The sequence below is a fragment of the Corallococcus exiguus genome, from assembly GCF_009909105.1.
Classification (GTDB): domain Bacteria; phylum Myxococcota; class Myxococcia; order Myxococcales; family Myxococcaceae; genus Corallococcus; species Corallococcus exiguus.
The window spans coordinates 1,007,478-1,030,050 of record NZ_JAAAPK010000002.1 but is presented as its reverse complement, the minus strand read 5'-3'; the positions used below and the strand labels follow the sequence as shown (position 1 = coordinate 1,030,050).

The following is a 22,573-nucleotide window of genomic DNA, read 5'->3' as shown; positions in this document are numbered from 1 at the left end:
CGTGCGCATGTTGCGGGAGGAGGCGGCGCATGAAGCCAGGGCAGCACACACCCGAAATCGAATCCTTCTACCACCTCGGGCCTGGCCCCCTGGGGACGCATGCCTGTCAGGGCACCGCCTGCTTCGTCGCGCGCCACCTGGATGCCGCGCGCTGGCAGCAGGCCACTTCGGGCGAGACCCGCGTCTACTGCCTGGGCCAGTGCTACCGGGCGCCCTCCGTCACGGGTGAGGACGCTCGCCCTGAAGTGCACGTCCGGGCCCCCCAGGCCATCACGCTGGGGCGCGTCGCCAGCGGTGGAGCCCGCGCCGTGACAGAGGCCACCCGCCAGGGCGCCTACGCGGCCCTGGAGCAGGCGTTGTCCTCGCCCCCCGAGGCCCTCATCGCGCAGGTGGAGCGGTCCGGGCTGCGCGGCCGGGGAGGCGCGGGCTTCCCCACCGGACGCAAGCTGCGCGCGGTGGCCGCCGCGCCTGGCGCGGAGAAGGTCGTCGTGGCCAACGCGGACGAGGGTGACGCCGGGGCCTATATCGACCGCTTCCTGATGGAGGACGACCCCCACGCCGTGCTGGAGGGCCTGTTGCTGGCGGCCTACGCGGTGGGCGCACGCCGGGGCGTCATCTACGTGCGCAAGGAGTATCCGCTCGCGGCGTGCGTGCTGCACGTGGCCCTGCACGAGGCCCACCGTGAGGGCGTGCTGGGTCCACACATCCTGGGCAGCGCGTTCTCCTGCGAGGTCTCCATCGAGGTGGGGCGCGGCAGCTACCTGTGCGGCGAGGAGACGGCGCTGCTCAACGCCCTGGAGGGACGCCGACCCTTCGTGCGCGCGCGGCCCCCCTACCCCGCCCAGGCGGGCCTGTTCGGCCAGCCCACGCTGGTGCAGAACGTGGAGACGCTCGCCAACCTCCCGTGGCTTGCACGCCACGGCGGCGAGGCCTACGCGGCGCTGGGAATCCCGGGCAGCCGGGGCACGAAGGTGCTGTCGCTCAACTCGCTCTTCCACCGCCCGGGGCTCTACGAAGTGGAGCTGGGCACGCCGGTGCGCACCGTGGTGGAGGAGCTGGGAGGCGGGCTGCGCACCGGGCCGCTGAAGGGCGTCCTCATTGGGGGGCCGCTGGCGGGCATCCTCCCTCCGCACCTGCTGGACACGCCGCTGGGCTTCGAGGAGCTCCAGGCCGTGGGCGCTTCCGTGGGGCACGGCGGCGTGGTGGCCTTCGACGCGCACACGTCCATCGCCGCGCTGGTGCACCACGTCTTCTCCTTCGGCGCGTACGAGTCATGCGGAAGGTGCACGCCCTGCCGTCTGGGAGCGCGGCACGTCGAGCGGCTCTTCGCGCGCGTGCTGGATGCCGGCGCCGTTCCCCGTGCTGGCGCGGCGGACTGGGAGGAGGTCGCCGAGGCGCTGCGCCTCACCAGCCTGTGTGGACACGGCACCGGGCTGGGGGAGTTCGCCCGGAGCGTGCTGCGCCACTACCGGGAGGAGGTGGAGGCATGCTTCGGGTGATCATCGACGGGCAGGCTCGCGAGTGCGCGCCCGGCACCGTGTTGGAGGCGCTGGAGTCCCTGGGCATCTCCATCCCCGCGCTGTGCGACGACACACGCCTGACGCCGGTGGGCGCGTGCCGCACGTGCATCGTGGAGGTGGAGGGTTGCGAGCGTCCGGTGGCCGCCTGCACCACTCCACTGGCGGAGGGCATGATGGTGCGCACGCGCAGTCCCCAGGTGGAGGCGCGGCGCCGGGTGCTGCTGCGGCTGCTGGCCTCCGAGTACCCGGCCGAAGCGGTGGCGCGCCATCCGGACAAGCCCTTCCACCGCGCGCTGCGCGAGTACGGCCTTGCGGACGAGGCGCTCGGCACGCACCGGCCGGAGTCGCTGGATGACTCGCACCCGTACATCCACGTGGACATGTCCCAGTGCATCCACTGCTACCGCTGCGTGCGCATCTGCGACGACGTGCAGGGACAGTTCGTCTGGCGGGTGTGGGACCGGGGCGCCGCGACGCGCATCCTCCCGGACGGGCCCAGCCTGCGGGAGAGTTCGTGCGTCTCCTGCGGGGCGTGCGTGGACAGCTGCCCCACCGGCGCGCTGGAGGACCGCACCCTGCTGGACCGGGGCTCGCCGGAGGCGTGGACGCGGACCACCTGCTCCTACTGCGGCGTGGGCTGTGAGATGGACGTGGGCACGCGTGAGGGCCGCATCGTCACCGTGCGGCCCTCACGCGAGGGCCCGTCCAACCGGGGCCACCTGTGCTCCAAGGGGCGCTACGCCTTCGACTTCGTGACGGCGCCGGACCGCGTCACCGTGCCGCTCCTGCGCGAGGCGGGCGGCTGGAGGCGGGCCTCCTGGGACGAGGCGCTGGGCTTCATCGCGGAGCGCCTGCGCCGCCTGCGGGACGCGCACGGCCCGGACACGGTGGGCATGCTGGGCTCCGCTCGCGCCACCAACGAAGAGAACTACCTGGCGCAGAAGCTGGCCCGCGTGGTGCTGGGGACGAACAACGTGGACTGCTGCGCCCGCGTGTGCCACGCGCCCAGCGCCGCCGGGCTGAAGCGGATGCTGGGCACGGGCGCCTCCACCAACTCCTTCGAGGACGTGGAGCACGCGCGCACCCTGCTGGTGGCGGGCAGCAACGCCACCGAGTGCCACCCCGTCGTCGGCGCCCGCATCAAGCAGGCGGCGCTCCGGGGCGCGAAGCTCATCGTCATCGACTCGCGGCGCACGGAGCTGGCGCGCCACGCGGACGTGCACCTGCGGCCCCGGCCCGGCACGGATGTGCCGCTGCTCAACGCGCTGGCGCAGGTCATCGTGGCCGAGGGCCTGTGCGCTCCGGACTTCCTGCGCGAGCGCGTGGACGCCGTGGAGGACTTCCAGGCCTTCATCCGCGACTGGACGCCCGAGCGCGCCGCGCGGCTGTGCGAGGTGGACGCGGAGGAGCTCCGGAAGGCCGCGCGCCTCTACGCCACGCACGGCCCGTCCATGATGGTGCACGGGCTGGGCATGACGGAGCACGTGCAGGGCACCGAGACCGTCATGGCGCTGGTGAACCTGGCGCTCCTGACGGGCAACCTCGGCGGGCCGGGCATGGGCGTCAACCCGCTGCGCGGGCAGAACAACGTGCAGGGCGCGGCGCACATGGGCTGCGAGCCGGGGCAGCTCACCGGCTACGTCCCCCTGGAGGAGCACCGCACCCGCTTCGAGGCCGCCTGGGGCGCTCCCCTGCCCTCCACGCCGGGGCTGGACCTGATGCAAATGATGGAGGCGGCGCGCGGCGGGCGGCTCAAGGCGCTGTGGGCCTTCGGCTATGACGTGCTGCTCACCAACCCGGGGGCGCACACCACGCGCCAGGCGCTGGAGCGGCTGGAGCTGCTGGTGGTGCAGGACCTGTTCCTCAACGAGACGGCGAAGGCCCTGGGCCACGTCTTCCTGCCCGCGTGCACCTCGTTCGAGAAGGACGGCACGTTCATGAACGGCGAGCGGCGCGTGCAGCGGGTGCGCGCGTCGCTGCCTCCCGCGGGCGAGTCCTTGCCGGACTGGGAGATCCTCTGCCGCGCGGCGCGCGCGCTGGGACACCCGGAAGGCTTCGCCTTCACCTCCCCGGAAGGAATCTGGGACGAGGTGCGGCGCGTGTGGCCCATGGGCGCCGGCCTGGCGTATGCGCGCCTGGAGCACGGCGGTCTCCAGTGGCCCTGCCCCGACGAGGCGCATCCGGGCACCCGCGTGCTGCACACCCACGGCTTCGCCCTGGGCCCGCGGGCGGCGCTGCGCCGCATCGGCTACACCCCGTCGCCGGAGGCGCGCTCGGAGGACTACCCCTTCGTGCTGATGACAGGCCGGCGGCTGTATGCCTTCAACGCGGGGACCATGACGTCCCGCACGCCGAACGTGCGGCTCCAACCCGGCGACTGGCTGGACATGGCCCCGGCGGACGCGCAGCGGCTGGGGCTGGAGGATGGCGCGCGCGTGCGGGTGCGCAGCCGGCATGGCCAGGCGGTGCTGCCCATGCACCGCGCGGAAGGGCTGCGGCCCGGCGAGCTCTTCACCACCTTCCACACCGCGGAGACCCTCATCAACGCCGTCATCGGCCCGCATCAGGACCCGTATACCCATACGCCCGACTACAAGGTCACGGCCGTCCGGGTGGAGCGCGTGGAGTAGCCGGGGCGCGGCGGCGAGCGGCGCCCCGCTCGTGGCACCCCGCCCTCCGCCTCCCTACCCTCATCCTCGAGGGCCCGGGGTCCTGGCCGGGAGGTGCCATGGCCGACGCACAATCCCAGACCGCGTTGAGCGCCCTGCGCATCGACCGCTCCGCCGCCCCCATGAAGCGCCGGCGCAGGCTGCGCTGGCTCATCCCCGCGGGGCTCCTGGTGGCGGTGCTCGTCCTGGTGGCGGCCGCCGTGTCGCGCCGCGCGCCCACCGTGCGCGTGGCCGAGGTGCGCGAGCCGCTCCCCGGCGAGCAGCAGACGGAGCTGTCCGCCTCCGGCTACGTCGACTCGCGGCGCCGCTCGGTCATCGCGCCGCTCGTCGCGGGCCAGCTCGTGGAGGTCGCCGTGGAGGAAGGCGAGGCCGTGAGGCGGGGCCAGGTGCTTGCCCGGCTGGATGACCGGGATGCCCGCGTGGTCCTGGACCGCGCCAATGCCACAGTGCGTGCCTCCGAGGCCCAGCTCGCCGCGTCCGAGGCCCAGGCCCTCAACGCGCAGCGCACCACGCAGCGCACGCGCAACCTCGCCAGGCAGGGCGTCATCCCCCGGGCCCAGCTCCTCGACGTGGAGACGGCGGGCCTCGCCACGCAGGAGGCCCTCAACCTGGCCCGGGCGCAGCTCGCCGTCGCCCGCCGCGCGAGCGAGGCGGCCCGCCTCCAGCTCTCGCACACCGTGGTGCGCGCGCCGTTCGACGGCACCGTGTCGAAGAAGCTCGCGAACGAGGGCGCGGTGCTCGCTCCAGCCGCCCTCACCGGCACCAACCTGGGCGGCATCGTGGAGCTGGTGGACCTGCACGCCCTGGAGGTCGAGGCCGAGGTCAGCGAGGAGCAGCTCTCGCGCATCCGCATCGGCCAGCCCGCCCTCATCTTCCTGGACGCCCTGCCGGAGCGCGCCTTCCCCGGCCAGGTGGCCACGGTGCGCCCCGCCATCGACCGCTCCAAGGCCACCGCCACGGTGCTGGTGCGCTTCCAGTCCGTCCCCCAGGGCGCGCTGCCGGACATGGGCGCCAAGGTTTCCTTCCTCCGCCAGCCACTGCCTCCGGGGGAACTGGCCGCGCATGGACAGCCCCCGCGCGTGCCCGCCAGCGCTGTGGTGCGCGACGCGATGGGCGCCGCCGTATGGGTGGTGAAGGACGGACGGCTCACGCGCCAGCCGGTGCGCGTGGGCGAGCGCGTGGGGGATGAGCTGTCATTGACGCAGGGGCCGGGCGCGGGCACGCAGGTGGTGGTGGCCCCGGGCCCGAAGCGCCTTCACGACGGCCAGCGCGTGAAGGTGGAGGCGAAAGGCGGATGATCCAGGACGCGCGGCCCGCGGCTCCGGACCCCATGGTGCGCCTGAGGGGCGTGTCCAAGACGTACCGGCGCGGCACGGTGGAGGTGCCCGTGCTGGCCGCGGTGGACCTGACCATCGGCACTGGCGCCTTCGAGGCCTTCATGGGCCCGTCCGGCTCCGGCAAGTCCACGCTGCTCAACCTCATCTCCGGGTTGGACCAGCCCACCACCGGCATTGTCGAGGTGGCCGGCCACGACCTGGCGGAGCTGGACGACCGGGAGCTCAGCGACTGGCGCGCCGCCCACGTGGGCTTCGTGTTCCAGCTCTACAACCTCATCCCCGTGCTCACGGCGGCGGAGAACGTGGAGCTGCCCCTGCTGCTCACGCCGCTGACGCGCGGGGAGCGGCGCCGGCACGTGGCCGCCGCGCTGGAGCTGGTGGGGCTGGGCCACCGCGTGGGCCACCGCCCGCCGCAGATGTCCGGCGGCGAGCAGCAGCGCGTGGCCATTGCCCGCGCCATCGTCTCCGACCCGGACCTCATCATCGCGGACGAGCCCACGGGGGACCTGGACCGCAAGTCGGCGGAGGCCGTGCTGGAGCTCTTCGGCGTGCTCCACCGGGACCTGCACAAGACGCTCGTGATGGTGACGCACGACCCGCACGCCGCCGAGCGCGCGGGCCGCGTGCACCACCTGGACAAGGGGGTGCTCCAGTGAACTACGTGGGACTCGCGGGCCGCGACCTGATGCGAAACCCGCTGCGGATGACGCTCACCGTCCTCGCGGGCGCGGTGGGCGTGACGGCCTTCATCTTCCTGAGCACCGTCGTCGACATGTTCTATTACAACGCGCGGGCCGCGCAGGTGGACCGGCTCATCGTCCGCAACAAGGTGTCCTTCACCCAGCCGCTGCCGCTGTCCTATTACGCGCGCATCGCCGCGCTGCCGGGCGTCACCGCCGTCACGCACCAGGAGTGGTTCGGCGGCACGCTGGGCGACACGCAGAAGGACTTCTTCGCCAACTTCGCCGTCGACACCCACACCTTCCTGGACGTCTTCCCGGAGTTCATCGTCCCGCCCCCGCAGCTCGCCGCCTTCCGCGGTGACCCGTGCGGCGCGCTCGTGGGGGAGCGGCTGGCCCAGCGCTTCGGGTGGAAGCCAGGGGACCGGGTGACGCTCAAGGGGCAGCTCTACCCCGGCGACTGGACGTTCAACGTGCACGGCATCTACCGCGGCGCGCGCCCCGGGGTGGACACCACCGCGCTGGTGTTCGGCTACCGCTGCCTCAACGAGAGCGACCGGCTGACCGAGGCCCTGAAGGACAAGGTCGGCATCTACGCGGTGCGCGTGGACGACCCGGCGCGCTCGGCCGAGGTGGCGGCGGCCATCGACCACCTGTTCGGCAACAGCCCCTACCCGACGAAGACGGAGAGCGAGAAGGCCTTCCAGCTGGGCTTCGTGGCCATGTCCTCGGCCATCGTCACCGCGGTGCGGGTGGTGTCCACCGTCATCCTGCTCATCATCCTGCTCGTCATCGGCAACACGCTGGCCATGGGCGTGCGCGAGCGCACCCGGGACATCGCCACCCTGCGCGCCCTGGGCTTCCGCCCGCGCACGGTGGTGGCGCTGGTGCTGGCCGAGTCCTCCTTCATCGGCCTGTGCTCCGCGGCGCTGGGCGTGACGGCCGCGCCGGTGCTGGTGGGAATCTTCGCGAAGCTCATCGCCTCGCGGTTCGGCCCGATGCCGGACCACCTCACGCGGGGGCACACGCTCTGGGTCTCCGCGCTCGCGGCGGTGGCGGTGTCCCTGCTGGCGGGCGTGGGGCCGGCCCTGCGCGCGGTGCGGCTGCCGGTGGCGGAAGGCCTGAGGAAGGTGGCCTGAGCGATGGTGCCGCTCTTCTACAATACCCGCAGCCTGTGGGCGCGCCGGCTGTCCACCGGCCTCACGGTGGTAGGGCTGGGGCTCGTCGTCTTTGTCTTCTCCGCGGTGCTGATGCTGGCCAACGGCATCGAGTCCGCGCTCGCCTCCGGTGGGGACGCGTCCAACGTCGTCGTGCTGCGCAAGGGGGCCACCAGCGAGCTGGTCAGCGGCGTGGAGCGGGACGCGGTGCGCATCCTCACCACGGATCCCCAGGTGGCGTCCGGGCCGGACGGCCAGCCGCTGGTGGCCGGGGAGCGGGTGGTGCTGCTGACGCTGCCCAGCGGCCGCACGCAGGCGATGAACACGTCGGCGCGCGGCATCAGCGCGGAGAGCTTCGCGGCGCGGCCGGAGGTCCAACTCGTCTCCGGGCGCAGGCCACGGCCGGGCACCAACGAGGTGGTGCTGGGCCGCTCGCTCGTTGGCACCTCGCCGGAGGCCACGCTGGACGGGGAGCTGCGATTCGCCCGGCAGCGCTGGCCGGTGGTGGGCGTCTTCACCGCCCGGGGAGGGGCCTTCGAGTCCGAGGTGTGGGCGGACGCCATGCGCCTGGGCACGGCCTTCGGGCGCGAGGACTACAGCTCCGCGGTGGTGCGGCTGCGCTCGCCCGCGGAGGTGGATGCCTTCGTGAAGCGCGTGGAGGCCAACCCGCGCTTCACGCTGGAGGCCAGGCCGGAGCCGGCGTACTGGGCGGACCAGGCCAGCGGGCTGGCCGCCTTCATCCGCGTGCTGGGCCTCTTCGTGTCCGTCGTCTTCAGCGTGGGCGCGGTGCTGGGGGCGATGATCACCATGTACGCCCAGGTGGCGACGCGCGTCGCGGAGCTGGGGATGCTGCGCGCGGTGGGCTTCCGGCGGCGCAGCGTGCTGGCCAGCGTGGTGGTGGAGTCCGCCCTGCTGGGCGCGGCCGGAGGCGTGCTGGGCGCGCTGGGGGCGCTGGCCACGCGGTGGATCCACATCCGCACGCTCAACTTCCAGACGTTCGCGGCGGTGAGCTTCGGCTTCTCCCCCACCCCCGCCATCCTGCTGGGCGCGCTGCTGTTCGGCACGGGGATGGGGCTCCTGGGCGGGCTCTTGCCCGCGCTGCGCGCCGCGCGCCTGTCCATCCTGGACGCACTGCGCGCTTCCTGAAGGACCTGGAGCCCATGAACGCATCCCCAAAGCCACAGAAAGAGCACCACGGGCTTCCTGCCATGTGGGGCCGGGCGCTCCTGCTGGTGATGATGCTCGCCGGCCTCGCGCTGCTCGCGTCCTCGGAGGCGTTCCAGTCCCTGCTGCGCCGGGCCGTCGACGCGGCCGCGCCCGTCATCTCCACGCATCCCGTCTGGGGCGCGGTGCTCTTCGTCCTGCTCTCCGCCCTGTCGGCGATGCTGGCCTTCTTCTCCAGCGCGCTGCTGCTGCCGGTGGCGCTCCAGGCCTGGGGCAAGGCGGTCTGCGCGCTCCTGCTCTGGTTGGGCTGGATGCTGGGCGGCGCTTGCGCCTACGGCATCGCCCGCGCATGGGGCAGGCCCGTCATCCGCCGGCTCACCTCCGCCAGCCTGCTCGCCCGTTACGAGGAGCGCATCTCCCGGCGCACGCCCTTCGGTGTGGTGCTCCTCTTCCAGCTCGCCGTCCCATCCGAAGTCCCGGGCTACGTGCTCGGCCTCGCGCGCTATGGCCTGCGCCGCTATCTGGCCGTCCTCGCCCTGGCGGAGCTCCCCTACGCGGTGGGCACCGTCTACCTGGGCGCCAGCTTCCTGGAGCGGCGCACCCCCGTGCTGCTGGGACTGGGCGCGGCCGGCGTCCTCGCCGGCCTGTGGGCCTTCCATCTGCTGCGCAAGCGCCTGGGCCAACAGTCCTCCAGCCCGTGAGCCCTACTCGACTCGGGAGGGAGCATCCGGGCGTCGAGATGCGTCGTGGATCAGATTCGCAGCGCCGAGCGGAGACACGGCGAAGAGCGAGGGAGATGGGTCGAGCACAGGGCGATCGACGCACTCTCACGCAGTCTCCAGTGCGCTCTCTCGGCAAGGGCGACCCGCGGCCCGCCCTGTCCGCCAGCATCGGATGCCCCACGGGCACTGGCGCCGGGGGGTGGATTGCCATGATCCCTCTCACGTTCCAACCTGGGATGCCATGCAATCCATCAAGCTGGGACTGGCCTGTTTGTTATTGATGGGAAAACAGGTCGCCTGGGCGCATCCATCGCGTCCGGCCATCTGGGGCGAAAGCGCGATGGTGAAGGTGCGCCCGGAAACGCCTCCCCGCGTCCAGCGTTCCGTGTCGCTGACCGCCGCGCGCAACGAGTTCGTGTCCTTCCAGGTGGTGCTCCACGGAGGCCGGTCGGGGCTGCGGGGCGTGAGCGCCGCCCTGCCGGAGCTGCGCGGGCCCCGCTCGCGCATCAATGGCGGGGACCTGCTGCTCTACCGGGAAGCGCTCCTGGACATCACGAAACCCACGCCCCCGGGGACGACGCCCGGGCGGTGGCCGGATGGCCTGGTGCCGGACGTGGACGAGGTGGTGGGCGAGAAGCGTCTGGCCTTTCCCTTCGACGTGCCCGCGGGCGAATCCCGCGCCGTCTGGGTGGACGTGCACGTGCCGCCCCACGCGCGTCCGGGCACCTACCGTGGCGCGGTGACGGTGAAGGGGGACGGCTTCACGTCACGGGTGGAGGTGCGCCTCCAGGTGGTGGATGCCGTCCTGCCGAGCACCTCCTCGCTGCGCAGCGCCTTCCTGCTCTGGCCTCCCCACGTGTGCCGTGCCTTCACGGGGGATCCGGTGTGCCCCGTGGACACCCAGGTGCGCCTCTTGAAGCTCTTCCACCGGATGGCGCTGGAGCACCGCATCACGCTGGCGAGCGGCTTTCCCCGGGAGGTGAACCTGCCCACGTGGGACCTGCCGGACTACGACACATTCAGTGAGCGCTGGGGCCCGTTCCTTGACGGCTCCGCCCCCAACCGCCTGCCCGGGGCGCGCATGACGGCCTTGCAGTACCTGGGGCCAGCCAATGGCGCGTCGCTGACGGAGTTCCAGACGGAGGCGGACACGCGCGGCTGGCTGTCGCGCTCGTTCGATTACGTGGGGGATGAGCCGCCCTATGGCTCCACCTGGGAGGCGGTGGCGGCCCGGGCGGAGCTCACCCGCACGGCGGCCCCGAAGCTGCGCACGCTGCTGACCAGCACCGTCACCGAGCTGGAGGCTCACGGGCTGCTGGAGGAAATCGACATCATCACCGTGCTGGTGAACTTCATCGACGGAACCCAGCCACCCTACGTGGGGGACCAGCGCCCGAAATACGACGACTTCCTCACCCAGCCCAACCGTGAGCTGTGGCTGTACCAGAGCTGCGCGAGCCACGGCTGCGCCCCGGGAGATCCGCCCCCACCGGAGAACATCCCCGGCCAGGGTTGGCCCTCGTACATGGTGGACCGCTCGGCGGCCAAGGCGCGCGGCATGCAGTGGCTGGATTTCATCAACGGAGCAAACGGCGAGCTGTACTACCAGACGGTGGGCCTGCTCTTCACCGCGTGGACGACGCAGTTCCGCTTCAATGGCAATGGAGACGGCACGCTCTTCTATCCGGGGCTGCCCTCCATCATCGGTGGCACCACCGAAATCCCGCTGCCCTCGCTGCGCATGAAGCTCATCCGGCAGGGCATGCAGGACTACGAATGGCTGAAGCTGGTGAGTGACGCGGGCGACCCGGCGTATGCGCGTGCCGTGGCCCGGAAGCTCATCCCGCACGCCTGGGCGGTCCCCGACGACGGCGAGGCCTTCGACCGGGCGCGGCTCCAGCTCATCCGGCGCTACCTGCAGCTGTGCCGCAACCGCGTCACGCCGCCGTAGGCGACGGCGTGCGCAGGCGCGCCGCTCACGGGTCGTAGCAGGGACCGCACTGGCGCACCTCGACGGTGGACCACTCCGCCGCGGGGCACTGCGTGGCCAGCTCCAGCGCCTCCTCGCGCGTCTTCACGTCGACGAGGAAGAAGCCACCGATGATCTCCTTGGACTCGGTGAACGGCCCGTCGCTGAAGCTGAGCTTCCCGTCGCGCCGCTCCACCCGGGTACCCTCCGCGTCCGTACGCAGGGAATCCGCCGCCTGGAGGATGCCGCGCGCCTGGAGCGACGCCCCGAAGCCCCGCATCCGCTCCATCCGGTCCGCCGAGACACGCTTCTTTTCCGCCGTCTGGGGCATCCCGCCCTCAACCTGCATCACCACCAGCATGTACGACATGGTCAGCTCCTTGTTGGGGCGCAGCCTATGCCACCGGTCCCACGCGACCGCTACTACCCTCGTGGTCACGGATACTTGGCTTAGGGCGGATATCCTTGTCAGCCCTGTTTGCGAGGCTGACGACCCATGCGTACATCCCAAATCTCCCTCCCCCTGTTGCTGACCCTGACGGCGTTCAGTGGCTGCCGGAACGACGACCCGCCGGCGCCCCTACCGCTCAAGGCCACCCTCCACCGCACGTCGTACGGTGTCCCCCACATCCAGGCCGACGGCTATCGCAGCCTGGGCGCTGGCATCGGCTACGCGCAGGCGCAGGACGCGGTCTGCATCCTCGCGGATCAGTTCCTCAAGGTCCGTGGCGAGCGCGCTCGCTACCTGGGCCGGGGCCCGCAGGACGCCTTCCTCGAAAGCGACTTCACCTACCTGGGGCTCGCGCTGCGGACCCGCGCCGAGGCGAGCTTCGCGGAGCAGTCGCAGGAACTGCGCGACCTCGTGCAGGGCTATGCCGCTGGCTACAACCAGTACCTCGCGGATGTGCCGGCCGCTCAGCGTCCCGAGCCCTGCCGGGGCGCCGCGTGGGTGAAGCCCATCAGCGCGTACGACCTGATGGCGTACCACCTGGACCTGTCGCTGTTCGACACGTTGATCCCGCTGCTCGGCTACGTGGGCAACGCGCAGCCTCCGAGCGCGGAGACGGGAGGCGAGCGGCTCCAGTCGAGGCCGCTCGCGCTGTCGCCGCGCAAGGATGAGCTGGGCAGCAACGGCTGGGCGCTGGGCCGCGAGAAGACGGCCAGCGGTAGGGGCATGCTCGTGGCCAACCCGCACTTCCCCTGGGAGGGCAGCCTCCGCTTCCACGAGAGCCACCAGACGATCCCCGGCAAGCTGGATGTGTACGGCGTGTCCCTGCTGGGCGTTCCGGCGATCAACATCGGCTTCAACCGCGACATCGCGTGGACACACACGGTGACGGCGTCGAGCCACCTGACGCTTTACCGGCTCAAGCTCGTGCCGGGCGACCCCACGGCGTACGTCTATGACGGAGCGACGCGCCGCATGACGTCGCGGACCGTCACCGTCAACGTGCGAGGGACCGACGGCGGCATGACGCAGGAGACGCGCACGTTCTGGCGCAGCCACTACGGCCCCATCCTCGCCGGCCCCGGCGCGGATTGGACGGACGAGACCGCGTACACGACGCGCGACGCGACCGAGGACAACCCGCGCTTCGCGGAGCACTGGGTGCGCCTGAACACGGCCCGAGACATCGGCGAAGCCGCGGACGTGGAGCGCACCGTGCGCGGAGCGCCCTGGGTGAACACGCTCATGACGAGCGCGGACGGTGATACGCGCTACGTGGACGCGTCGCGGGTCCCCTATTTGAGCCCCGCCACCGTCGCGGCGTATCGCGACTCGCTCGAGTCCACCCCGGACGCGCCGGTGTTCGCGTCACTGGGGCTGGTCCTGCTGGACGGCAGCACGTCCCGCGACGAATGGGTGGGCCTGGACAGCGAGTCGCAAGGCCTGGTGCCGACCACCGTCATGCCGCAGCTCCGCCGCACGGACTTCGTGATGAACGCGAATGATCCGGCGACGTTCACCAACCCCGCCTCTCCCCTGCTCGACCTGCCCTTCCTCTACGAAATCTTCGGGACGCGCGGCCGCATGAGCACGCGCTCGCACATGAACCTCACGCTGATCACCGAACAGGGTGACACCGCGGCGGCCGGGAGCGACGGACGCTTCACGCGCGAGGAGGCCGAGCAGGCCATCCTGAGCAACCGCACCTGGGTGGCGGAGCAACTGCGCACGGCCGTGGTGCAGCGCTGCCAGGGCGCGGAGCCCATCGTCGTCGAGGGCGCTCCGGTGGACATCGCCGAGGCATGCCAGCTGATTGCGGCGTGGGATGGCCGGCTGGACCTGGACCGCTCGGGAGCCATCGTCTGGCGTGAGTTCCTGAACGGCTTCAACCGCTCCGACCTCGTGGACAAGGGCGCCCTCTTCACGCAGCCCTTCGATCCGGCCCGGGCGGCGGTGACGCCGTCGGGATTGGTCCCCGCGCCGGAGTCCGGCGTGGATCCGGTGAACCAGAAGCTGGCGGAGGCCGTGGCGCTCCTGGGCAAGGCGGGCATCGCGGTGGGAACGAAGCTGGGCGACGTGCAGTTCGCGTGGAAGGAAGACCGCAAGGTGCCGCTGCACGGTGGCGCGGCCTTCGAGGGCGTCACCAACGTCGTCGGCTATTCCGGCGCGAACGCGACGCTGCTGCCGCAGTCCCAGCCGCAGGGCCCGCTGCTCTCCCCAGGCACGGGGCTCACGCCGGAAGGCTACCTGGTCGACTTCGGGACCAGCTTCCTCATGGTGATGGAGTTCACGCCAGAGGGACCCAAGGCGAACGCGGTCCTCTCCTACGCGGAGTCCAGCGACCCGGCGTCCCCGCACTTCGCGGACCAGACGGACCTCTTCTCCAGCAAGCACTTCCGTCCCGTGCGCTTCAACGAAGCGGACATCCTCGCGGATCCGGAGCTCACGACGCTGGAGCTGACCGTCGACGCCACGTCGAAGCTCGAATAGCGACCCAGGGGCCTACGCCCTCAAGCGCCCCACCAGCGGAACGCCCCTAGATGAACGCCCTGTCCCAATTCATCAAGCAACTCCGCGCCTGATGAATCGGCGATCTCCGGTACGTTGGAATGTCCCGCGAACGGAGTGATGGCGACAGGGCGCTTCAAGACTTCTTGGACCTGCGTCCGACGGAGGTCATCCAGCGCCACCAGGACGTCGTGGGCCGTTTTCAATCCGGCCCGCGACCGCAGCACTCGCAGCATCCCGGCAACCGCCTCCAGTGCTTGCGCGAGCATTTCCGACCCGTGGCCTGATCGCTGACTCCACCAGCCATACTGCTCGCAGACCAGCGCCTTGATCACATCGTGGACTGGCCATGCCAGATCGATGACTGCCGCCGCCCCCGCGGCCAGGAAGCTCGCCGCGAGGCCTGGAATCCGGTCCTCGTGGTCAAACAGAAGACGCTCGCGGTCGGCCCTTCCCGCCGTGGAGGCCCACAACTCCACGACCCGGCAGTGAGGCATCAGCAGATCGACCAGATTTCCTTCCACCAGGGAACGCCCTTCCGCCAGTCGGAACATCGCCGTCGCGTCATTGATGGACTCGGGGCGCCCGACGCCGTAGATGCGCAGCGCACTGATTCTTGAGGCGTGCGCCTGCAAGGCATCCAACTCAAAGGCACTGGACGCTGGATTGCGTGGGGCCTGAATGAACTGCTCCGGCGGCTTCCCCCCATGCAAGGTCGTCAATGCGGCTTCACCGAAACACGTTGTCGTTCCCGCTGGAGCCAACAGGCACGCCGTGAAGTCTTCTCCTGAAGGCTGAGGAGCGCCGAGACGACCGAACCCCTCCGAGGGAACATGGAAAAGTCCCTCCACCTGCTCGGCAAGCAGCTCGCCACGCCCCAGGCGGATTCCCAACAAGGGAAGCGCACGCAGGGCTCCCGGTGCGAACACGCGCCAACGCAATCGCTGTCCAGACTGGGCTTCGTCCAGAAGGGCCGCCAGCGCTGGGGCCAGCGCGTCTTCAAGCCTCCGCCATGCATCGCGGCGACCTCCAGAAACTCCTCGCCTCGAAGTCGTGTCTTCGCTCGAAGTCCCCAGCAGATCGCCCAGAGCCGCTCGCACTGCCTCAGCGGGGAGCCGGAGTGTTCGTCCTCGCGGCCCTCCTCCGTCGTTCCACCACGCGATGATCAAAAGGGTATCGTCGGGGGTCAGGGTCAGCCCCAGCAGGCCGAATCCCTTCTCGAGGGAGCCCAGCCGCCGCTCGTTCGATTCAAGGTCCAAACCAGGATCCAGCGCAGCTGGGAGCCCCCGGAACGCCTGGGCTCCGGACAACAAGCGCCGGGTGGCGTCGCTTTCGAGGATTTCGTCCCACATCCGATTCGCGCCTTCCTCCAGAAGCGACAGGGTGCGAATCGCCTCGAACGCGGCGGTGCATGCGGGGCGCACCTGCTCCTGCCACTGGCTGATGAGCAACTCCAGGCACCAGGCCGTCAAACCCGAGGAACCCCGAGGGCTCGTCTTCATGGCCTGCCTCGTCAACGAATGCGGGTCCAGGGGATGGGGCCGAACCCGCTTCTGGATGGACGCCGGATTCGCCAACAGCACCGCATTGGACAAGGCCGCACTCAATGCCTGCCGACGCCGGATGTATTCGTGCAGGCGCCGCATGGTTCGTGTCCACTGTTCCGAGGGCCCGGTGGAGAGCCATGCCATGCGCCCCAGGAAGGCCAGTCTCAGATCACTTGCGGAGTGGAGGCACGCCAGCAGGTGCACCTCGCTGCCAGGACGGTTCACCTCGTGTGAGGACAGGTAGAACTTCAACAACATTCGATAGGCAACGCCCAAGGTGCCAACTGTGACGACGAGGGCATGACGCTTGTCGCCGGAAGTTCCCCACAAGCTGGCCTCCATTCCGCCCAGTGCCTGGGTGAGAAGCACGGCCGAAGGAACCGAGCTTGGGTTGGACCGAGACGCTTCGTTTCGCAGGGCATGAAGCGTCACCTCCACCCGCTCGCGTGGCGTCAACGGAAGTCGTGCGACTTCCGCGGCCTTCGTGCCGGGCTCCCAGGGATGCAGTGCGACTCGCAACCGGTGCCAGGCGGGAACCATCTCTCGGGGACACTCCTTCCACGAGCCAATGGCCTGTGCATGCCGGAGCACCTCGTCGCGCCAGGACGCCGGAATCCCTTCGCCTCGTGGCAGCAACTCGACCGCGACCGTCACCACACGAAGCGCCTCGAAGGAAACGGGATGAAGGCCATCGAGTGCGGGCATGAGGAGCGCCAAGGCATCGCGGAAGGCCTCGTCCACCCGCTCCGCGGTATAGGCGGTGCGCAAGAGCCGCAAACGAGCCGACGCCGCCAATCCGTCCGCGTTCGTTTCGCCACCCAGCCGCTGGACATCCGCCAGCAGGAGTTCGGCCCGAGCAAGTGCCACTTGATGAGGAATGGGGGGCAACCGCAGCTCCTGGATGGCGACCTCCAACCAGAGGTGGGCGGCCTCCACGGACAACCGAATCCGGTCCGCGGTACCCACCCCAGGAGCGGCAAGCACTTCATGGAGCCACGCCAGCGCCTGCAGCACGTTGTTCCTGAACGCCCCCTGGAGGCTGTCTCGCAACAGCCGCGAGACCCGGATGGCTTGCTCCCCGGAGGGAACGTCACCCAGGTTCAGCATCGCCGCTTGCGCGAGCATGGGCTCCTGCTGCTCGCGATAGGAGTCCGGGCGGACGATGGGCTCCAGCGACAAGCAGCTCGTGATCACAGCCTGCTCCGAGTCGGTCAGCGGCCGTTCGGAATGGTCCGACCAGGGTTCCTCGGGCTTCCACTCCGGAAGGCCTACGAAGCGGATTGCTGCCCATGAAACGGGACATCCGAAGACCCTGCGAATCCCCTCTCCCCCTGAATCCACCGATGTGGTCGTTCCCAACAGGTCGAAAGTAGAATCAATCCCCTCGGGTCCCAGGTCCAGCCCCAGCAGTCCGGCGAAGTCCTTGATGGCCTGCGCTTGAGGCTTGTGCCGCAGCTGTTCGACGAGGAGCTCCACCCCGTCCCTGGACCACCAGCGCTGTGCCTCCAGTAGTGCGACCGCAGGGTCTCGGCCTTCAGCAAGGCCGTTCCGGTACCTCCTGACGATGGCAGCCGTCACCAGGTCCGGAACGGGCCAAAGCGTCCCGACACAGGTTCGCGCTCCCGCCAGGAGGAAGAGGAAATCCAACCCGAAGGCTTCGTCGGCAGGAGGAGTCAGCGAGTCCGTCGCCCGGTTCGTTCCGGTCTGGCAGGCCCAGATCTCCATTCGTTCCAAGCCCACGACGTGGCCCATCAGCACCGACGTGTCCAGCCACTCTTCGTTCCACAGCTGAAGCGACGGCATCTCCCCGGTCTCATGCTTCCCATGCGTGTAGATGCAAATGGTCTCAGCCTGCGCGACGGTTTGCACCAGCGCATTGGCTTGGGCCTCGTGCCCTACGAACCGGCGTTCACCCGCCAGGGATTGGGACAATGCGATATCACTGAAACCCGTGCTGCGCGGATCGAACACCCCATGTCCGGACCTCGGCGGACAGGCCGCCGGGCGAATCCGCAGCGGAAGGAGACCCGCGAGCCATACCAGCGAGTCAAAACGGTCCATCAACCGATTGCCTTCGGGTCCCAGCGCCGCGAGCGGTAGCGCGGCCGCGGAATGAGACGGCAGCAACACCGCCCTGCGACGCCGCCCGGCAGGCAGGATGGGCCCCAGGTCAAGCTGGGCCAGCAATTGGCTGACCCGGTCGAACTCAACCTTCTTGCGTCCCCGGGAAACCGCCCGAAGGAGCCGGCGCAACTCCGGTTTCACCTGGAGCGAGACACTCCTCGCGACCAGCTGTTCTTCGTCCATCCGCACAGCGACCGCGAGCAGATCTCCCAGCTCCAGACTGAAACGTATCAACACCTGTTCTGGCGCCGAGCGCAGGATGGCTTCGAGGTCTTCGCGTTCCACTTCGCGCGCCAGGACACGATGGACCTGAGCGTAGTGGGGGTCGTGGCGCAGGAGCGCGGACTTCAACCGGATGCTTCTCTCTCCGTGGGCCTCGACCTCCGCCTGGAGGTAATGCAAGGGCACCTGAGCGGCCAGTGCGGCCGAAAGTGTCCGGACCCAATGTTCCTTGTCAGGAAAGCCGCTTTGTTCCTCGTGCGGGAGCTCGCGGGACCTCTTCAAGGTGTCGCGAAGGATCTCCCTTTGGGCGGTCAGCGCCATTCGCTCCAGAGAGCGTGCGCACCCGTCGTAGACGGCGGCACGGTGGGTGTGGAGCTTCAGTTCGTGCGACAGCTTCGTCGCCAATGGGTCCCTCGGCCGCCATGCATAGGCGCTGAGGTTCTCGGCGAACCGCATCCCGCTTGCATTCTCCAAATGGAGGAATGCTCCCACGCCATCCGCCTTGTCCTGGGCGAGAATGCGCGCGCCCAGTGCAGCCGCGGACTTGTATTCCATGGCGGCCACGTCCGCGGCGAAATCCGCGATCGTCTGGGCCCGCGCCTCGATGGACCTGTCTATCCAATCCTTCAAGACGCCCAGGGCCTCATCCGGGGCGCCCGCGCGCCGCAACGCCTTGGCGTGGCGGATGCGCCATGGGGCACTTTCCAGTCGCGTCGGTCGCACCTTCCGAAGATGCTCCCTCGCCAGGGCGAGCCGCTCCGGTGCCGTCCCAGACATGGAGATCTCCGCCAACAGGATCCAACCGATGTCTTCTCGTCCGGGCTCGGGCTCCTTCACGGCCTCTCGGGCATGTGTCTCCGCCGCCGGCAGATCGTTCTTTCGTCCCCGCGCGACAAGTGCTTCGGCCGTCCCCAACCGCGCCCTCGCGATGACATGCTGCATCGGGCCGTTCTTGTCACGCATGGCCTTGTAGGCCCCGGAGATGGCGTGCTCGTACTCGAGAACAGCCTTGTTGGTCGATCCCGCCTCCGAGAGGAGGTTGCCCAGATTGAGGTGCGCCTCCGCCAGCAGCCTCGACCCCACACGGCCGCAGCGAGCCGTGTGCGAAATGACGCTCCGGTAGAGTTGCTCGATCTCCTTGAGGATTGGTATTGCGTCTTCGTCCGGAAGCAGGCGTGCCAGCGTCCGCAGGCATACCGCCAGGGAGTTCTCGCTTTGCGCCCGGCGCATGAAACTGGCCTGACGGGACGGAGACGACAGGGCCCTTCGAAGCAGCCCGATTGCGGAATTGATGGCGCTCCAGTCCGTCAGCGCCGCACCCAGGGTGAGTGAATGGGCCAGATCGTGCCGTGCCGATGATGCCGCCGCGCCATCATCGTCATCCGAAAAGTAGCTCAGCGCTTCCCTTCGCAGGGACAAAGCTGATTCCAGGTTGCCGCTCAACTCCTGGTCGCGCGCATCCTGAAGCACCTTCTGGGCCTTCCGCCCCGCGGCGGTGGACGCCATCTCCGCGTCGTATTCCATGTCCCGAGCGACCGCCTTCATTTCCTGGGGCGTCATGTCCCCACCTCCCGGGGATGGACCAACTGCCAGTCCACGTCTCCATAAGCCGCGAAGCAGAGAACCAGGGCATCGCCCTTCGCGAGAAGTTCTCGTTTGATCCGCACGAAGACATCCCCCCAGTTCCGTGGGACGCCTTCGGTGGCCTCGGAGAGGTGACGGATGACGTTGGCCGCCGTTGGACAAGCATGCCGCCCCCGGATGCTCGCGATGGTGCTGAGCACGACAGCCGCCCCCAGTTGGCGGAACCGCCCTACGAAGCTCTGGTATTGAGCGGGAGGCATCGCGGTATCGCACCCCAGGAAGAGGACGATGGTCGCGGGCACCTTGTCACTGCGGACATGTGAAGCCTTGAGCTTCGCGCGCCGCAGGTATTCGTTGGCGATTTCGATGACCGGGAGCCCCGATTCTGGATCTTTATCGGTGTGGACGAGCAGGACCAGGAGGGAGGGCCCCAGTGATTGAACCTTCTGCTCCCAAGCCGCCCAGCCATCAGCGGTGTCGCTCTCTGGGAACGATTCCATGAGGGCGCTCAGCACCTTCGCGGAGCTCCCAGGCTCTCCATTGTCAACCTTCCTGCTGTAGCCAAAGAGCGCCCCGGGTGTCAGCGCGATCTGGTTCTGCTGTTGCGTCGGACTGAGCTGGAGGCCGACATCCCCGAGCGCGGGGCTGGCCGTTCCTCGCCGCTGACGCTCGATGACCCGGGTCATGCCCCAGAAGCCGAGAGGACAGACCACCCTTTCGGCGCTCCTGCCCTGTGGGCAGACTCCAGGGCATTGACCTTCTTGAAGCGCCTGGCGTGCGTGGGGACAGATCGTCGCGTCATCCGTCGGTGATTCCCGGTCGTAGAACAGCTCCACCGGGAGGAAGGTTCCCTCGCGCGCCTCGATGACCTGGATCCGGGTCCCCTTCCGCAGCGCCTCCGGCACTCCCTCCTGGTCCATGACCTCCATCCAGAGATCACTTCCTTGCTTGGCCAGCACCCTCAGCAATCGGACCATGGCAGGGTCCTCAAGACCCGTTGGGCACTGTTCCTTGTCGGTGACTTGATCGATCTGCCCGCGAATCCCTTGAAGGGCCTTTTCCAACCCGTTCAATGAAACCCATCGGACCTCGCCATCGGCGACCGCCATGGCGCGCGGGGTCCCGGCCTCGTCGTGGTTCAAGACCAGCGTGGCGTCGAATGAACTCCGCGTCTCGAGTTCTTCCAATGTCCACGCGGGGGCCAGTTCCGGTTCCAGGCGAACGCCATCCAGGCGCGATGACTCTGGCTGCTCCGAACCCACGGGAGCTCGCAGGTTCATGGTCTGGAGAACGCGGTTGTCATGCAGGATCGCGATCCGAGCGGCGAAGCGCCCCTCCAAGCGTGGAGTGAAGTTGAACACCGCGCGCGAACTGGCCCCCTTCTTCGGAAGAACCAACGAAGTGACCTGGGGCTCAGGAAGGGGTTCCCCTCCGGAGATGTCCGCGAACACGACCATCAAGGTGTGTGCCGCCTTCTGACGGGGCAACTTTTCTGCGGGGAAGCGCTTGCGCAGGGCCTGCCCTGAGCGCAAGCGAGGCCCGATGTGCACCTCTACCCGATAGGCTCGCCCGGCATCCAAGGGTCCAAAGACCGGATGCGCATCGCTGCCAGAGGGGCCCGCGAAGATGTTGGCGTGGAGGTGACGCGAAGCGCGAGCAGCGCCTGGACCTGTCGGCGTTCCCAGGGAGTCCAGCAGGTTCGCGCGGGGCTTTGTGCCTGCGAGCGGAGAGGCACTGGCGTCGCGTACCTGCTGATTCAATAGATGCCGGAGTTCCAGCAACCAGCCATGAAATTCAGTAGAGCTTGAGACGAAGCCCTCGTAGATGAACCGTATCGGTATGTGGCTCGCCAAGGTGGGCCCATCAAGCTCCCGAGCATCAATTCCCAACCAATTACCCAGGCCGGCAGGAATGGCGACAGGGCCTGGATATTTCCTCAAATCGCCCAGCAACTCCGCCATAACCGCCAAAATATCAATAGTCCCAACAGACAAAGGTTCGAGGTGGGCTTCCCGCAAAAACCGTTGAGAGGAGAGGAAAAGCGGCGGTGCAGCAAGCGCCTGCAGTCCAGACGTCGCAACCGCCAAATCGAATGGTCGTCCTTGAATCAATTCAAGGAGCAGCCCATGCAGGAACTCGTTCCGCTGCTTTTCAGAAGCACGGACGACCACCACTGCATCCGCATCAAGGGCGAATCTCAGACTGAGCGCGAAGACCATCGCGTCTTCCGTTTCAGTCTCTTCTGGCTGGATGGCGATTGCCAGGGATGCTCGGGGCAGGCCGCCGACCGGCGTTCCTCCGGAACCAGGAACCATGCTCACGTTCGCTGGCACGATCAGCAGATCGCCTTCCTTCTGCCTTCGCCCGAGAACACTCGCGACGTCGGGCAGGTGCGCCAGCAACTCGGAGAGTCGTCTTCCGGATGCACCGCCGGGCGACATGACACGAAGAGGCCATCGGGGCAGGCGCCGAAGCCGCTCCGGCCCCGCGCGGACATGGACCGAAGCCGCCTGGACGTCCGGATGGGTCAGCAAGTCCACGCAGAAGGCCAGGATGCCGGGGGCCAGCACCGGCTGGACGATCTCAAGCCGCCACCTGTTGAAGAAGGTCCAAGCCGCCGCGAGTGTACGGACAGGGAGCTGCTGCTTACCGAGCGCTTCGCGCAAGCGCTGCTCGTCCTGCTCATGGAATCCACATGGGACCCGGTCCCCTTGAGCGAAACGACTCAGTCTTCGTGCATCGAAGTTGCCACGGACCAGATCGCGTATGTCGATCCCCTGTCCCGCGGAGAGGACCGCCAGGGTCGCCAGCGCTTGGCGAGTGACCTCACTCGAATACCTATCGACCAACTCCCGGTACAGCGTGCGCATCCTTCACCCCAGGCCCGTGCCACCCTTCGGACAGGCCTGGAAACATAGGCGA

Annotated in this window: 12 protein-coding genes; 9 read left to right on the top strand and 3 right to left on the bottom strand. The window is 69.0% G+C overall.

The window, feature by feature from the left end; translation table 11 throughout:
• Positions 1-29: 29 nt before the first annotated feature.
• The 8 genes from GTZ93_RS10575 to GTZ93_RS10540 all read left to right on the top strand — a co-directional run bounded on the left by GTZ93_RS10575 (position 30) and on the right by GTZ93_RS10540 (position 11,200).
• Entirely contained in the window at positions 30-1,499 is a 1,470-nt protein-coding gene (locus tag GTZ93_RS10575; protein ID WP_139915683.1) for a complex I 51 kDa subunit family protein, read from the top strand.
• On the top strand, positions 1,487-4,150 hold the full coding sequence (gene fdhF / locus GTZ93_RS10570; RefSeq protein ID WP_139915684.1) for a formate dehydrogenase subunit alpha: 2,664 nt from the start codon (positions 1,487-1,489) through the stop codon (positions 4,148-4,150). Before GTZ93_RS10575 ends, fdhF begins: the two co-directional genes overlap by 13 nt.
• A 98-nt stretch (positions 4,151-4,248) precedes the next feature.
• Positions 4,249-5,487 carry an efflux RND transporter periplasmic adaptor subunit gene (locus GTZ93_RS10565; RefSeq protein ID WP_139915685.1) on the top strand — a complete coding sequence of 413 codons (1,239 nt, stop codon included), beginning with the start codon at positions 4,249-4,251 and terminating at the stop codon, positions 5,485-5,487.
• Complete coding sequence (locus GTZ93_RS10560; protein WP_139915686.1) at positions 5,484-6,182, top strand: ABC transporter ATP-binding protein; 699 nt, start codon at positions 5,484-5,486, stop codon at positions 6,180-6,182. Before GTZ93_RS10565 ends, GTZ93_RS10560 begins: the two co-directional genes overlap by 4 nt.
• On the top strand, positions 6,179-7,345 hold the full coding sequence (locus GTZ93_RS10555) for an ABC transporter permease (protein WP_139915687.1): 1,167 nt from the start codon (positions 6,179-6,181) through the stop codon (positions 7,343-7,345). Before GTZ93_RS10560 ends, GTZ93_RS10555 begins: the two co-directional genes overlap by 4 nt.
• Before the next feature lie 3 nt (positions 7,346-7,348).
• Positions 7,349-8,509 (top strand): ABC transporter permease, encoded by a 1,161-nt coding sequence (locus tag GTZ93_RS10550; RefSeq protein WP_139915688.1) that lies wholly within the window; start codon positions 7,349-7,351, stop codon positions 8,507-8,509.
• Between the two features lie 14 nt (positions 8,510-8,523).
• The gene (locus tag GTZ93_RS10545) at positions 8,524-9,228 is read left to right on the top strand and encodes a TVP38/TMEM64 family protein (RefSeq protein WP_257978969.1); all 705 of its coding nucleotides are present in this window, start codon (positions 8,524-8,526) and stop codon (positions 9,226-9,228) included.
• Positions 9,229-9,490: 262 nt separating this feature from the next.
• Entirely contained in the window at positions 9,491-11,200 is a 1,710-nt protein-coding gene (locus tag GTZ93_RS10540; RefSeq protein ID WP_139915689.1) for a DUF4091 domain-containing protein, read from the top strand.
• Positions 11,201-11,225: 25 nt separating this feature from the next.
• Here GTZ93_RS10540 and GTZ93_RS10535 read toward each other — a convergent pair whose 3' ends face one another.
• Positions 11,226-11,588, bottom strand: coding sequence for a YciI family protein (locus GTZ93_RS10535; protein WP_139915690.1), 363 nt, complete (start codon positions 11,586-11,588; stop codon positions 11,226-11,228).
• A gap of 126 nt (positions 11,589-11,714) precedes the next feature.
• Between GTZ93_RS10535 and GTZ93_RS10530 the strand changes: the two genes are divergently transcribed.
• Complete coding sequence (locus GTZ93_RS10530) at positions 11,715-14,156, top strand: penicillin acylase family protein (protein WP_139915691.1); 2,442 nt, start codon at positions 11,715-11,717, stop codon at positions 14,154-14,156.
• A 20-nt stretch (positions 14,157-14,176) separates the two neighbouring features.
• On the opposite strand, the gene GTZ93_RS10525 is transcribed toward GTZ93_RS10530, so the two are convergent.
• Positions 14,177-19,627 carry a CHAT domain-containing protein gene (locus tag GTZ93_RS10525; RefSeq protein ID WP_161662760.1) on the bottom strand — a complete coding sequence of 1,817 codons (5,451 nt, stop codon included), beginning with the start codon at positions 19,625-19,627 and terminating at the stop codon, positions 14,177-14,179.
• Positions 19,624-22,521, bottom strand: a complete 2,898-nt coding sequence (locus GTZ93_RS10520; RefSeq protein WP_139915693.1) for a hypothetical protein — start codon at positions 22,519-22,521, stop codon at positions 19,624-19,626. Before GTZ93_RS10520 ends, GTZ93_RS10525 begins: the two co-directional genes overlap by 4 nt.
• Positions 22,522-22,573: the final 52 nt, after the last annotated feature.